9 protein-coding genes are annotated in these 14830 nt (G+C 56.3%); 5 read left to right on the top strand and 4 right to left on the bottom strand.

Going from position 1 to position 14830, the window contains the following annotated elements:
• Positions 1-968 precede the first annotated feature (968 nt).
• The 4 genes from AAF739_01355 to AAF739_01340 all read right to left on the bottom strand — a co-directional run bounded on the left by AAF739_01355 (position 969) and on the right by AAF739_01340 (position 4867).
• On the bottom strand, positions 969-1364 hold the full coding sequence (locus tag AAF739_01355; GenBank protein MEM6381294.1) for a hypothetical protein: 396 nt from the start codon (positions 1362-1364) through the stop codon (positions 969-971).
• 381 nt (positions 1365-1745) lie between these two features.
• Positions 1746-3077, bottom strand: coding sequence for a relaxase (locus tag AAF739_01350; GenBank protein ID MEM6381293.1), 1332 nt, complete (start codon positions 3075-3077; stop codon positions 1746-1748).
• Positions 3074-3511 carry a hypothetical protein gene (locus AAF739_01345; protein ID MEM6381292.1) on the bottom strand — a complete coding sequence of 146 codons (438 nt, stop codon included), beginning with the start codon at positions 3509-3511 and terminating at the stop codon, positions 3074-3076. The genes AAF739_01350 and AAF739_01345 overlap by 4 nt, the downstream gene beginning before the upstream one ends.
• A gap of 216 nt (positions 3512-3727) precedes the next feature.
• Complete coding sequence (locus tag AAF739_01340) at positions 3728-4867, bottom strand: NAD(P)H-dependent glycerol-3-phosphate dehydrogenase (GenBank protein MEM6381291.1); 1140 nt, start codon at positions 4865-4867, stop codon at positions 3728-3730.
• Between the two features lie 303 nt (positions 4868-5170).
• On the opposite strand from AAF739_01340, the gene AAF739_01335 reads away from it, so the two are divergent.
• The 5 genes from AAF739_01335 to glgX are packed head-to-tail and all read left to right on the top strand — an operon-like array spanning position 5171 to position 14627.
• Positions 5171-7561, top strand: a complete 2391-nt coding sequence (locus tag AAF739_01335) for a glycogen/starch/alpha-glucan phosphorylase (GenBank protein ID MEM6381290.1) — start codon at positions 5171-5173, stop codon at positions 7559-7561.
• Between the two features lie 45 nt (positions 7562-7606).
• The gene (glgB, locus tag AAF739_01330; protein MEM6381289.1) at positions 7607-9808 is read left to right on the top strand and encodes a 1,4-alpha-glucan branching protein GlgB; all 2202 of its coding nucleotides are present in this window, start codon (positions 7607-7609) and stop codon (positions 9806-9808) included.
• Between the two features lie 42 nt (positions 9809-9850).
• The gene (gene glgC, locus AAF739_01325; GenBank protein MEM6381288.1) at positions 9851-11119 is read left to right on the top strand and encodes a glucose-1-phosphate adenylyltransferase; all 1269 of its coding nucleotides are present in this window, start codon (positions 9851-9853) and stop codon (positions 11117-11119) included.
• Positions 11116-12540, top strand: a complete 1425-nt coding sequence (glgA, locus tag AAF739_01320) for a glycogen synthase GlgA (protein ID MEM6381287.1) — start codon at positions 11116-11118, stop codon at positions 12538-12540. Before glgC ends, glgA begins: the two co-directional genes overlap by 4 nt.
• A complete protein-coding gene (gene glgX, locus AAF739_01315; GenBank protein MEM6381286.1) occupies positions 12537-14627 on the top strand; it encodes a glycogen debranching protein GlgX in 2091 nt (696 codons plus the stop codon). The genes glgA and glgX overlap by 4 nt, the downstream gene beginning before the upstream one ends.
• Positions 14628-14830 lie beyond the last annotated feature (203 nt).

Here is a 14830-nt window from a genome sequence, read left to right as displayed (position 1 = left end):
GCGCTGGTCATACCAGCGCCCTTGCCAAACGCCGCGAGCGGCAATTGGTAGGGGTGCGTGCCGCCCCCCGTTTCTCCCCCCTGCCAAAGGTGCGTTCGCTAAGACTTGGTGATTGCTCTGCGACGAAATCCAGGCGCAGTCTGTTTGCAAAATCTTCAAATAATAATTGCATATTAGTTCTTCATTGCATTGGCGCTGTGCAACTATGCTAAAGAACTTGCTTCACCCAATCAGATGAATGAATTCAAAAGTTATCAAATGAGATGCCTTCAGGCTTATATAGAGGCGCCGATGTAGCGGCCCTCACAAAGTTTTTATTCACGATATGATATTTTCCGTAAACGTAACCCACAATTATACTTCTGGGGACAGCTTGTGTCAGTAGGCTTCCATCTGATTGCTTTGACCGAACTAATATATCTCCGTTGCCAGCGAATACTTTTCTACTCTCATCGCCTACACGCCTTATACAAAGCCAATTCTTATCTGTACTTTGCGGATCGGCATCTTGAGCGGGTAAGTCAGCGGACCTGAGTATGATAGCCTGATTGTAATCATATACGTGATCAAGGCCAATCTTCGACCAGTAAATCATGTCAAAGTTGCCGATCCTCAGAACTGGATCATTCTCTGCGTCTGAATCGCCAATGACGTAGTCAAATCGTGATCCAAGATGGTCGTTCAAAACCGTCCTATCAGGTCTTAAATTGTAAAATACCGTCTCTATGGGTGGTTCAGACAGAGGCAAATCGCGACGCGCGGCATCCGTAACGGAACGCTTATCAGATGACCCTGCCAAAACGGGTGCACAAGACACCATCTTAACGCCAAGCAAATGCGTCACCGCTCGGGTGAACCATGGCACTAGGGTATCTTGATCCTTCAACTGTTCCATCTCCCGAAGGATCGCAAGAAACCCTCGTACTGGAAACATGATTCAAAGAATGAAGTCAATGACATGTGGATAATTACAGTTGGTTTTGTTGTACCGGCGCGTTGCTTGATGCTGTTGGTGAGCCCATGAGCTGCGCACCGCTGTCTTCCTGGGGCCAAGAAAAAACTAACTGTGTAGAGTAGATTAAGGCAATAATAGGCCAAAGATTAGCTGAGTATATGCCGAATTCTAATGAAATAATATCTACACTCTGGTTAGAAAATTCGATTCGATCCCATATCATTGCGAACGCGCATATAAGGAAAAACGAAGCATAAAAGAACCTGGTGTAGTGCAGGCCTTCGGATTTTCTCGTTCCGCTGTCAAACACGTTCTGAAAATCAGTGCCGCACTCCATAAGGTAGGAAATCAACTTTGGTATATGGCTGGAAGCAACGGTCACCGTAAGTGCAAAAGCTGTGATTTGCACTTGGTTTCCTTCGGACAAAGCCCCGTTTAGGTCGGAAGTTCTTATGCTAAATTCAACAATGGCATTCGATAGAAGAAATGCGACGGCCCAGCAACCGGCCCAAAAACCGGAACTCAAAAGCGCGAGGCGAAAATTTCTGAGAAAAACTCTGAGAAAACTGAACATGACCAATTTGTGTCAAAAATGCGATATTTGAACTAATGGAAAAAAAACTTATGCGTCAAGCTGCTTACTGCGGTTTGTGACAAACGTCGTTCTTCTGTGGATGGTAACACATAAGATGTTTGGCAGAGACGATGCTCGAAAACTCTGCTTTAGGCGGCAGTTTTACAAGTTTCAGTTTACTAAGTGGAAATGCGATTAAGCATGGGTTTGCCACTGCTAGATCTCCGGCGATGGATTAAGCCGGCTTTGCCTGGAATGAGAGCCGCACGAAGATCGTTGTCTTAAGTCTTTAGCCGCTAATCGTGTTTGATCGCGATGCAGTGTTTGTTGTGTCGGTTTCCTGCAGGCGTCAATGTCGGTCTCAAGCTCCTTAATGGCGTTTCTAAAGGGCTGTTCGGCTGTGATGTTCCGTTTGCGGCGCTCCGCAAGGGCTTGCCACTGCAGGTTTTGCAACGACTGTACTTCGGTTCGGTCGCGCTGATCGGCTGCGGCTTTCTCCATTTGGTTTTTAAGCAGTGTGCGCTTGCGCTTACCTGTCACTCGATCCACTAGGCCCATAAACCCCTTCCGGAGGCGGTCTTGGCGTGATTGCTCCTCTGCTTCCTGTCGTTGGGCGTGTGCCAGTCTTAGAGCATCCGTGGCGCGAGCTTGTCGTTTCTTAACTTGATTCTGTTCGCTGCGCGCAGCTTTGGCTATGCGGTTCGCTTGAGCCTGCTTTTCTGATTTCAGAACGTTTAAGCGATCTATGACCTGCTTAGCAGCAAGTTGCTGCGCCCGTTCTACATCTGGCAGCGCGTCAACCTCACCAAGCTTCTGGCGCACCTGCTTGGCCTTGATCCCTACATAGCGGGATATGGCGTATTTCTCGCCTTTGTAGTCGACCGCCACATGACCGCGGTTACCCTTGGCGAGGATGTAGCCTTGTTCTGCCAAAGCATGGGCGAAGGACGCTTGGCTGTCTGAGATAGCCCACGCATCTTTGAATGTGTCCTTGACCTCATGAACGTCCTTCTTTGCGCGCTTGCATTGCTGCCATTCCTCAAGGGTGAAGTTGCGCGGGTCTCGGTCTTTGGAATTAATCAGGCCTTTGGGCATGGTCAGATCGTGCTGAATATGCAGATCACGAGAGACATCCCGTAGCTTGTGCCGATCATGCGACATCTGCACCGCCTTCATCTGATCAACATCGATCCGGCACCACACCGCATGGGCATGACGGCGCAGTTCGCCATCCTCGCCGCGCTTCTCATGAAACACGATGGCGCGAGGCTGACCGGATAGCCCCAGCTTCTTCTCCACCTGCTCCACCGCGTCCACAAAGGCGCTGTCGTCAACATCCGCATCCTTGGACGGGTTAATCGACAGGGAATAGAGATGCTGCTTACAGCGGGTTGCTTTGCTGATGGCGTAAGACTCGGTGAAGGCACCAATCAACGTGTCGGAGACAAAGCCGCGCAGCTCATGCACTTGAACACGCTCATTCTCATCCTTCATGAGATGAAGCGCCAAATCCTTGCCGCCACCTCGCTGATTGCCGTGCAGGATCATGGCGAGGTGCTCTCACCATGATCGGCATCGATACCAAGCGCTTTCACGAGATCGCCGCGTATGAGGTAGCACTCGCGATCTGCATCACGCAGTTGCTGCTCTTCTGACGTCGATAACATCAAACGGCCTTCCTCAAGCGCGGTAATCTGCGATGTTAGGTATGCCGCGATTTGAGACTGCCCAAGACGACGCAACGCTCCCGCAATTGCCTTCCGCTGCCTTGGTGGCGACGCGACCTTCCGGCCCTTCTTTGCATTCGCACCAAACAACCGTTCACGCACCACGGCTCCAAGCGGACGGTCATCCGCCCACGACCGCAGCTGTTCGAGCTCGTCATCCGAAAACCGGATCGAGACAGGTGGACGGCGTTTGGACTTCGGTATCACGCTCGCTGAAAACACCGATCTGATAGTTGGAACGTCGGAACCGCTCATGGCTGCGGCTCCTCAATTTCACGCTCCGAACGGGCCTCGAACGGATGCGGCTCAACGTGGTTTAGCTGTTCTTCCCAACTCGCCAATTCCTCGAGAACCGAGTTCAATGTTGCTCCCGTCAGGGGCACCATTTGCAAGCGACTTGCTTCCCATCATTTGACCATGCTGGCGTCGGGCGCCCAACGGTGCCTCGTGCCACGGTATGATGGGTTGTGGTCAGGCCAGGCGCTTGGCGAATTCGGTAATTGCAGCGTCAGACGCAGGATGCTGGAGCGAAAGCCGCATGGCCGATGGTTCGGCACCCAGAGGACGAGCCCATAAGCGCGCAAACGTTGTGCCGAACTCGGCACCGTCGTGAAGTACGGAGCGGACGGCTTCGCATACGGGCAGCGACAGTCTGAGCCGACGCGCCAGATCGGTGACCGTTTTGGAGTTTAGCTCCCCCTCGACGACGACAGGCTGACCGTCGAAGCACTCAGCCCTTTTGCGACCGCTTCCAAGCTGGACGCCCAAACTCATGTTGCGTGAGGTTGGGCTGGAGCATGTCAGCGAAAGATCGCCGATCCCCGCCAGCCCCGTCACTGTCTCAAGCCGCCCGCCGAGCGCCTCGGTGATCAGACGCATCTCGTCGATCCCTTGCGTGATAAGGGCTGCGCGGGTGTTCTCTGCAAAGCCAGCTCCTGTCATCATCCCGCAGGCTATGGCGATCACATTTTTGATAGCGCCACCGATCTCAACCCCAACGACATCGTCGGAAACGTGGGGTCTGAAGGTTTCCGTCCCCAGCGTGACAGAGAGCCGAGATGCCGGATTGCTGATGGGTTGAACACGATCAAAAGGTGAAAAAGCGAATGCCACGGTTGCCGATGTTGGGTGTCCGAGTGCCACTTCCCGCGCAAATGTCGGGCCCGATAAGACACCCACCGGATTGCTTCGCAGGACGTCTTCGGCGACCTGCGTCATGATCATACCGGTGCCTTCTTCGATCCCTTTTGCGCAGAGGGCGACGGGCACATCGGTCGCAAGCAGCGGCGCGAGCTCAGTGCATATTTCACGTGTATGGTAGGAGGGCACAACCACGAGCACGGCCTCGGCGCCGTTGACGGCTTGCTCCATAACCGGGGACGTCTCGATCCCCGCTTGTAACGGAACACCAGGCAGGTGCTTGGGATGGGTCCGTTCGTTTGCGATTGTGTGCAACGCTTCGGCATCACGGCCCCAAAGGACCACGCTCCGACCGGCACTTCTGGCAACACACGACAGCGCCGTTCCCCAGGCACCGGCGCCAAGAACGGCGATTCTTTGGTAACCAATTGCTGTTTGGACTGGCTCCATGGGGTTCCCTTCCGGGCTCATGCATCGCCCCCACCGGAGCAAAGAGGCGCTTGGTAACGGAGGATTTACGCCGCAATACGCTCTAGCGAAAGCAGATTCAGAGACAGGCCCAGTTAACACGCCTCTGGGCATCTGGGACAAATTGTTCAAAACGGGGTCAAGCGAGGTTCTTTTTCAGCACTGCCCACTTGCGACCTTCGGCACCGCTGTGTTGCATACATACTTTCGGAGTGTCCTTTTTGCTGCATGCATAGAGCGTAAAAAAGTACGTTGATTAGCCCCTGCCAGCCTGTGGCGATCCAAAACCAGACATAGGTTCCCCCAATGCTCGACAAGCCTTCCGGGTTGTCTATGCCCATGCGCGACGCGATACGGCACCATCTCATCTATACGGTCGGAAAAGATGCTGATCATGCAACCACTTACGATTGGCGCATGGCCGTATCGTATGCCTTGCGTGATCGCATAGTTGACGCATGGTTTGCCTCGACGCGCACAGCGTATGCGCGCGGTAGCAAGCGGGTCTATTACCTCTCCATGGAGTTCCTGATCGGGCGGCTGCTCCAGGACGGTCTGGTGAACTTGCGCCTGTTTGATGAGACCTGCGAAAGTCTGTCCTCACTTGGCCTTGACCCGATGGCTGTCATCACTGACGAGCCCGACGCGGCGCTGGGCAATGGCGGGCTTGGCCGTCTGGCAGCCTGTTTTCTTGAATCGCTTTCGACCCTCGGCGTGCCAGCCTATGGATATGGCATCCGCTATGAACACGGCCTTTTCAAGCAATCGATCTCTGGCGGTCGGCAGATCGAGAAGCCGGAAACCTGGCTGCAGCAAACCCATGCTTGGGAGTTCGAACGTCCCGAAGCCCGGTACCGCCTGGGGTTTGGTGGCGAGGTTCGCCAAAAGGACGGCAGAGCCAATTGGACGCCAACCAATGCGGTCGTTGCAGCTGCTTATGATACCCCAATAGTGGGTTGGAACGGCGCATGGGCGAACACCCTTCGCCTGTGGTCAGCCAAACCGATCCAAGCCTTCGACCTTGAGAGCTTCAACGAGGGGGACTTCGTTGGCGCAGCCAGCGAGGAAGCGATGGCGCGCACAATCTCCCGGGTTCTCTACCCGGACGATACAACGGATGTTGGAAAAGAACTAAGGCTCAAACAGGAGTATTTCTTCACGGCTGCATCGCTCGCCGACATTCTGCGCCGGTTTGAGAGCGAACATGACGATCTGCGGCTCTTGCCAGAAAAGGTTGCTATCCAGCTCAACGACACCCACCCGGCTATCGCCGGCCCGGAACTGGTCCGTTTGTTGAGCGATGAACGCGGGCTTCCGTTCGATGACGCGATGGAGCTTGCGCGCCATACGCTCAATTACACCAACCACACGCTTCTGCCGGAGGCGCTGGAGCGTTGGGAGGAGGGCCTGTTTGGCCGCCTTTTACCCCGTCATCTGGAGATCATAGACCAGATTGATGGGGCGCATTCCAAACAGAACCCGAGCCGAAAGCTGGCCATCCGGGAGCCGGGTGTGGTCAAAATGGGTGAACTGAGCTTCATCATGGCCAACCGCGTGAACGGTGTGTCAGCGCTCCATACCGAGCTGATGAAGTCCACGGTTTTCGACGAACTGAACCGGCTGCATCCCGACAGGATCGTCAATCAGACCAACGGCGTCACCCCGCGACGTTGGTTGCACGCCTGCAACCCATCTCTGTCCGCGCTTATCACACAGCGGATCGGTGAAAGCTGGGTCGCCGACCTCGAACAACTCGCCAAGCTGGAACCGCATGTCGATGATCCGGAGTTTCGGCTGGCCTACGCTGCCTCTAAAGACGCAAACAAGGTCGAACTGGCACAATGGTTCAGCCATTCCCTTGGAGTTACCATTGATCCAACCATGGTGTTCGATGTGCAGATCAAACGCTTGCATGAGTACAAGCGCCAGCATCTGAACATCATCGAGGCGGTCGCGCTTTGGCAAGCGATCAAAACCGATCCTGATGCGGGCTGGACGCCGAGAGTGAAGATCTTCGCAGGAAAAGCGGCGCCTGGTTACTTCTTTGCCAAGGACATAATCCGCCTGATCAACGACGTCGCTGCCGTCGTGAACGCCGATCCAGACACCAGCCCCTATCTGAAGATCGTTTTCGTCCCCAATTACAATGTAACGCTGGCTGAGCGGCTGATCCCCGCGGCCGACTTGTCAGAGCAGATTTCCACCGCTGGCAAGGAAGCCTCAGGGACCGGAAACATGAAGTTCGCGCTTAACGGCGCGCCGACCATCGGCACACTCGACGGTGCCAATGTGGAAATCCGCGAGCGGGTTGGATCCGATAACTTTTTCCTGTTTGGCATGACAGCCGACGAGGTCGTGGCACGTCGCGCGGTTGATGACCACGCAGGCAAGGCGATCGCGCACGATCCGCGCCTTGCAGCGGCACTGGACGCAATTCAAACAGGTGTCTTCAGCCCCGAAGAGCCGCATCGGTATAAGGGGATCGTCGAGAATGTGTCAGGCCCGGACTATTTCCTCGTTTCCTCTGACTTCACCGATTATTGGCGCGCACAGCGCGAGGTGGATGCGAAGTTCAAGGATCGCGATAGCTGGTTCCGAATGGCGGCGCTCAATACCGCGCGCTCTGGTTGGTTCTCATCGGACCGTACCATCCGCGGCTATATGAGGGATGTGTGGGACGCCCGTTCATTGATTTAGGTCGTCACGGTTGCAGTTCGTGCGCAAAGGCTTAGCGTATCAACCATGGCCGTTTCCACAGTACCCGAAGCCCATCACCCCGCTTCCCGGCAAGACCTTACGGCAATTCTAGAAGGTCGCCACGGCGACCCCTTTTCTGTGCTTGGCCCGCACATCTTTAACGGTAACCGCCACGTGACCGCGTTTGTTCCGGACGCTGTGTCTGTGGTTGCAGACGTTGGCAAAAAGTCGTTTCCGCTTGCGCCAGTGCCAGGCCTTGACGGTCTTTTTGCCGGCCGCGTTTCGGGCTCCGCCCCATATACATTGGCAGCGACCGGCCACGCAGGGAACAGTTGGAGCTTCCATGATCCCTACGCCTTCGGTCCGGTGATAGGCGAGGTCGATGAGTATCTTTTCAATGAGGGAACGCATCAACGCATCTGGACGGTACTAGGTGCCCATACAATCGTTCGCGAAGGGGTGGGGGGCACCCACTTTGCAGTCTGGGCACCCAATGCAGGGCGGGTTTCGGTGGTTGGTCTGTTCAATCAGTGGGACGGTCGTCGGCACCCGATGCGCAAGCGCGGCACCACAGGGGTCTGGGAAATATTTCTGCCAGGGCTGGGCGAAAACACCGTCTACAAGTTCGAAATTAGAGGGCCAACTGGCGAATTACTGCCCTTGAAGGCCGATCCGGTTGGATTCGGCTCGGAGCATCCACCGGCAAACGCCTCCGTTGTCCGCGACATCTCCGGGTATGGTTGGCACGATGATGCCTGGATGGGTGAGCGCGGCAGCCGCAACGACCGCAGTGCGCCGATTTCGATATATGAGGTTCATCTCGGCTCATGGCGCCGTAAAGAGGGCGGGCGGCCGATATCCTATAAGGAAGCGGCAGAAGAACTTGTCGAGTACGTCAAGGACATGGGCTTCACCCATATCGAGCTGCTTCCGGTCAGCGAATATCCTTTTGATGGATCGTGGGGCTACCAGCCAGTTGGCCTGTTTGCCCCAACGATCCGCCACGGCCCGCCGCACGAGTTTCGTGACCTTGTCGACGCCGCTCACCAGGCTGGGATTGGCGTTATTCTCGATTGGGTGCCGGGACACTTTCCCACTGACGCGCATGGACTAGGGCAATTCGATGGAACGGCCCTTTACGAGCATGCCGACCCCAAGGAGGGATTTCATCAGGATTGGAACACGCTGATCTACAATTATGGGCGCACTGAAGTCGCAAACTTCCTTGTGTCAAATGCGCTTTATTGGCTTGAAGAGTTCCACATTGACGGCCTGCGTGTCGATGCGGTGGCGTCCATGCTTTACCGCGATTACTCGCGTACGGAGGGCGAATGGGTCCCGAACAAGGATGGCGGACGCGAAAACTTTGAAGCTATCGCCATGTTGCAGCGGATGAACGCAGCGGCCTATGGCGCGGTTCCAGGAATTCTGACTGCAGCGGAGGAGAGCACAAGCTTCCCAAAAGTCTCCGCGCCAGTTGATCAGGGCGGGCTCGGTTTCGGATACAAGTGGAATATGGGCTGGATGAACGACACGCTGTCGTACATGGAGCACGACCCTGTGCACCGAAAATACCATCACAACCAGATGACGTTTGGGCTGATTTACGCGTTCTCGGAGAACTTCATTTTGCCGATCAGTCACGACGAGGTGGTGCATGGCAAAGGTTCGATGTTTCAGAAAATGCCCGGCAACGAGGATGAGAAGTTTGCCAACCTGCGCGCCTACTACGGGTTTATGTGGGGTCACCCGGGCAAGAAATTGCTATTTATGGGCCAGGAGTTCGCCCAGCGCAGCGAGTGGAAGCACGATGAGCAAATCCACTGGGATGCTCTTGGCGATCCGCGCCACGCTGGTGTCCAGCGACTGGTCCGTGATCTGAACGCGGTCTACAGCACTGAGCCCGCGCTGCATCAGCGCGACGCTGACCCAGAAGGTTTTCAATGGATCGAGGCGAACGACCCAGAGAACTCTGTGTTCGCTTGGCTTCGGCGCGGTCATGGTGATTCACCCAACGCCGTCATCATTTGCAACCTGACACCGGTCGAACGAAAAGCCTTCACCATCGGACTTCCCAAAGTCGGCGGATGGCGTGAAGTGATCAACACCGACGCCGAAACCTATGGCGGCGGCGGTCGGGGGAATTTGGGTGAGATAGAGGCTACCGCTGATCCGTCCCATGGGCAGGCTGCGAGCGCGAAAATCTATCTACCACCGCTTTCAACCGTCATTTTGTTGGCGGAGTAAACGACGCAGCCTCAAGGGCGCGCGCAAAACGGGAGGAATATCATGGCGCCAACACAAAGGAGGCTTGCGCAGCGCAGTATGGCGTTCGTTCTGGCCGGGGGGCGAGGGAGCCGATTGAAAGAGCTGACCGATCGGCGCGCCAAACCGGCGGTTTTTTTCGGAGGTAAGGCGCGTATCATCGATTTTGCTTTATCGAACGCCCTCAACTCAGGCATTCGCAAGATGGCGGTTGCCACCCAGTACAAGGCACACTCATTGATCCGCCACTGCCAGCGCGGCTGGAGCTTCTTTCGTGCCGAACGCAACGAATATCTTGATGTCCTCCCGGCCAGCCAACGAATATCAGAGGAACGCTGGTATTTGGGGACCGCCGACGCCGTGACCCAGAACTACGACATCGTGGACAGTTATGACGTCGATTACGTGCTGATCCTCGCGGGTGATCATGTCTATAAGATGGACTACGAGCGGATGATCGGGGCGCACGCGAACAGTGGCGCCGATGTAACCGTCGGCTGCCTGACCGTACCGCGGACAGAAGCCAGTGCGTTTGGAGTTATGGCCGTCGATGAACGGGATCGCATTACCAGCTTTCTTGAAAAGCCTGCCGACCCGCCCGGTACGCCTGATGATCCGGACGTCGCATTGGCATCGATGGGTATCTACGTCTTTAAGTGGGACTTCCTGCGCGAGCTGCTCTTGCAGGACGCTCAGGACCCGACTTCAACCCATGATTTTGGCAGTGACCTGATCCCCCAGATTGTGAAGGGCGGAAAGGCTATGGCTCACCGCTTTGAAGAAAGCTGTGTTCGCAGCAGTTCAGAAGCGCTGTCTTACTGGCGTGACGTCGGGACTGTTGACGCGTTTTGGAAAGCCAATGTGGATCTGACAGATTTTGCCCCCGATCTGGACCTTTGGGATACCGATTGGCCGATCTGGACTTATTCGGAAAACGCACCACCGGCCAAATTTATTCATGATGAGGCTGATCGACGTGGCACGGCAGTCAGCTCTCTGGTCTGTGGTGGCTGCATAATCTCCGGAACGGAGATCAGGAGCAGCCTGCTCTTCACCGGTGTGCACACCAACTCCTACGCGACCCTCGATCAGGCCGTTGTGCTGCCGTACGCTTACGTTGAACGCTCAGCCGATCTATCCAAGGTGGTCATAGACCGAGGTGTGCACGTACCCGAAGGACTGGTTGTGGGCAAAGACCCTGAAGAAGATGCCAAATGGTTCCGTGTTTCTGATGCGGGGGTCACGCTGATCACCCAGGACATGTTGGACAAGAGGGCCGCTGCACTGGGATGAGGGTTCTTTCTGTCGCGTCCGAATGCGTACCATTGGTCAAAACGGGCGGCCTTGCTGATGTCGTCGGAGCTTTGCCTAATGCGCTTGGGGGCATGGGCGTCGATATGCGGGTCTTGCTTCCGGGCTATCCGGCCGTGATGGACCGGGTTGGCGATGGTGGTGTCATCTTCCGTCAGCCTGATTTTTTCGGCGGCGAAGCAAAGCTGCTGGAGGCTGTCTTCAACGATTTGCACCTGTATGTCCTTGATGCGCCCCATCTCTTCGACAGACGCGGCGAGCTTTATCTCGGCGCCGATGGCCGCGATTGGCCGGATAATCCCGAACGGTTTGCCGCCCTTTCCATGATGGGGGCCATCATCGCGCAGGACGGCGCTGGAGGCTGGCGGCCCGATTGTCTTCACTGTCATGACTGGCAGGCCGGTTTTGCACCCTACTATCTGCGCCAGACCACAGCCCATATTCCAAGCGTGCTGACGGTTCACAACATCGCGTTTCATGGCGCCGCCCCTGCAGACCGGCTTTCAAAACTTAGGCTCAACCCGTCCGACCTGAACCGGGAGGGCTTTGAGTTTTGGGGCAACATCAACGCACTGAAGGCGGGTCTCGTGTGGGCTGATCGCATAACAACGGTCTCTCCAACTTATGCGCGGGAATTGACCCGCCCGGAATTTGGTCACGGACTTGATGGGGTGATCCGCAGCCGTGCGGACCAGCTTTCGGGCATCTTGAACGGCATCGATCTGGACGTCTGGAACCCGGCGACTGATCCGCATTTGAAGGTGAGCTACAAACGGCCAAAGGGTAAGCAAAAGGCCCGCGCGCCGCTAAGGGCGGAGCTCGGTTTGCGTGATGCCAGCGGTCCGCTATGCGTGGTCGTCTCTCGTCTGACAGAGCAGAAGGGTCTGGACCTGCTACTCAAAGCCCTTCCAACCTTGCTTGATGAAGGGGGGCAGCTAGCGCTGCTTGGAACGGGAGAACCCGCGCTTGAGTTGGGATTTCAGCAGGCCGCCAGTCACCCCGATGTCTCGGTCCGTATTGGTTATGACGAGGCCTTTGCGCATCGGCTCATCGCGGGAGGCGACGCGATTTTGGTACCATCACGGTTCGAGCCTTGCGGGCTAACTCAGCTCTATGGTTTGCGGTACGGTACAATCCCGGTTGTGAGCTACACCGGTGGCCTCGCCGATACCGTGATCCATGCCAGCCCAATGGCTTTGGCCTTAAGGTCTGCCACCGGCCTGCATATCCATCCACTTGATGAAGAAGGGCTTCGGCTCAGCATCAAGGATCTGTCAGCGCTCTTCCGCCAACCCGATGTCTGGGCTCAGATGCAAAAAACAGCGATGGCGCTGCCGGTGGGTTGGGACAAGGCCGCAGCAAAATACACGGCGCTGTATCGCGAGATGGTTGCCGCGGAATGAGCGAATACTCCATGATCGAAGGAAGCGCCGCTCAGCTTGGCGCGACGTTCGATGGCGGGGGTGTCAACTTCGCCGTTTTTTCCGAACACGCAGACCAACTTTGGCTATGCCTGTTCGATGAGAGCGGCCAGACGGAACTCCAACGGCTTGCCTTCCCCGAACATGTTGGCGGCATCTGGCACGGTTATGTTTCCGGCCTTCGACCTGGGCAACGTTACGGTTTGCGAGCATCGGGGCCCTATGCGCCGCATCATGGCCACCGGTTCAACGTCAACAAGCTGCTGGTGGACCCCTACGCCAAACGCCTCACCGGCCATCCGGTGTGGAACGACGCACTTATGGGATACACGGTCGGAGACGATCAGGGCGATCTCAGTTTCGATACTCGGGACAGCGCTCCGCACATGCCTCGTTGCATAGTGGAGGACCCGTCCTTTGCATGGGCGGACAAGCCGCGCCTGGGTACCCCGCTTGAAGAAACCATCATCTATGAGGCGCACGTCAAAGGGCTGACCCAACTCCTCCCCGGCGTCAAAACTCCCGGCAGTTTCCTGGCCCTCGCGGAAGAACCGGTCTTGGAGCACTTAACAAGGCTCGGGGTCACCGCGATCGAGCTTCTGCCCATCCATGCCTTCCTCAATGACCGTTTTCTCGTTGAGAAGGGACTGGTGAACTATTGGGGCTATCAAACGCTCGGGTTCTTTGCGCCTGAGCCTCGCTACATGGGTGTTGGCGGTCTGGCTGAGTTTCAGCATACGGTCGCGCGCCTTCACAGCGCTGGCGTCGAGGTCATTCTCGATGTCGTTTACAACCACACCTGTGAAGGCAATGAGACCGGCCCAACCCTGTGCTTTCGCGGGCTCGATAATCTGGCGTACTACCGGCTGACCGAAGACAGGCGCGGCTACATCAACGACACCGGTACGGGCAACACGGTGAACTCCGCACATCCGATGGTCTTGCGCATGATCCTTGATAGCCTTCGCTACTGGGTCGAGGTCATGCATGTCGACGGTTTTAGGTTCGATCTTTGCTCGACACTGGGGCGTCTGCCCCGTGGATTTGACCGCGACGCCCCGTTCTTTCAAGCGATCCGCCAAGACCCGATTTTATCAAAGGTCAAGTTGATCGCAGAACCGTGGGATATCGGTCCCGGCGGATACCAATTGGGCGCGTACCCGCACCCTTTTCTTGAGTGGAATGACAAGTATCGCGACTGCGTTCGCCGGTACTGGCGCGGGGATAATGGACAGGTACCTGGACTTGCTGAGCGGGTCTCGGGCTCGGCGACCCAGTTCGATCATTCCGCAAGGCCGGCTTCATCGTCGGTCAATTTTCTGACCGCCCATGACGGTTTCACACTGGCTGATATTGTCAGCTTCGTGGAGCGGCATAACCGTGCCAATGGGGAAGACAATCGCGACGGCCATCATGAGAATTTCTCGGATAATATGGGGGTCGAGGGACCCACCGACGATCCAGTCATTCAAGCTGCGCGAACAATCCGCAGGCGCAACATGATGGCGACCCTACTGCTCAGCCAAGGCACACCCATGCTGCTTGCGGGGGATGAGCTGGGCAATACGCAGAGCGGCAACAACAATGCTTACTGCCAGGACAGCCCTATCGGTTGGGTGAATTGGGATGAGGCCGACCATGCCTTCCTCGAGTTCACCAGCAAGCTGATCGGGTTTCGGAAAATGCATCCCATTTTGAGCCAGTCTCGCTTCCTGCACTCGGAGGAACGCCCAAACGATGGCAAGGAAGACCTTTTCTGGTGGTACCCAAGTGGAAGGCCTTTGCTCCAAAAAGACTGGGACGACCCAAGCAACCATGTCTTGTGTGTTGAGCTCCGTATGGCCTCCAGCACCCCCGGATATGCCGAGCGTGAAGGCGCGCTGTTCATTGTCTTCAATGCGAGCGGAAAGCCTGTAAGCGCCAAGCTTCCTCCGACGCCGGAAGGCTTTCGATGGGTTCAGCGGCTCGACAGTGCGCTTGCGTCGTTCGACGCGAAGCCTCTTCGCCGGTCGGTGCGTATGACCGGCACAACGGTCTGCGCTTGTGTGCTTGAAAGCTTCGATGGCTGAGCCGATCGATAGCCTTGCCAAGTTTCTTGGAGTCAGTGGGTCATACACGGACCAGTTGCACCGCCGCCGCCGTACTTCACGGGATACCAAACGCGCCCTTATTGCCGCGATGGGGTACGACCCATCGAACGCAGCTCAGCAGTTGGCACACATGCAATCGGTGGCATCCACGAGGCGCTTACCGCCGTGTTTGATCTGCAATG

It is taken from the genome of Pseudomonadota bacterium, from assembly GCA_039024915.1.
Taxonomy (GTDB): Bacteria; Pseudomonadota; Alphaproteobacteria; order Rhizobiales; family MH13; genus MH13.
This window is presented reverse-complemented; position numbering and strand designations above follow the sequence as displayed.

Coding starts and splice junctions, on each gene's coding strand:
- AAF739_01350 (MEM6381293.1), bottom strand. CDS start 3,077: ATGATCCTGCACGGCAATCAGCGAGGTGGCGGCAAGGATTTGGCGCTT.
- glgB (MEM6381289.1), top strand. CDS start 7,607: ATGGCCGTTTCCACAGTACCCGAAGCCCATCACCCCGCTTCCCGGCAA.
- glgC (MEM6381288.1), top strand. CDS start 9,851: ATGGCGCCAACACAAAGGAGGCTTGCGCAGCGCAGTATGGCGTTCGTT.
- glgX (MEM6381286.1), top strand. CDS start 12,537: ATGAGCGAATACTCCATGATCGAAGGAAGCGCCGCTCAGCTTGGCGCG.
- AAF739_01345 (MEM6381292.1), bottom strand. CDS start 3,511: ATGAGCGGTTCCGACGTTCCAACTATCAGATCGGTGTTTTCAGCGAGC.
- glgA (MEM6381287.1), top strand. CDS start 11,116: ATGAGGGTTCTTTCTGTCGCGTCCGAATGCGTACCATTGGTCAAAACG.
- AAF739_01335 (MEM6381290.1), top strand. CDS start 5,171: ATGCTCGACAAGCCTTCCGGGTTGTCTATGCCCATGCGCGACGCGATA.
- AAF739_01340 (MEM6381291.1), bottom strand. CDS start 4,867: ATGAGCCCGGAAGGGAACCCCATGGAGCCAGTCCAAACAGCAATTGGT.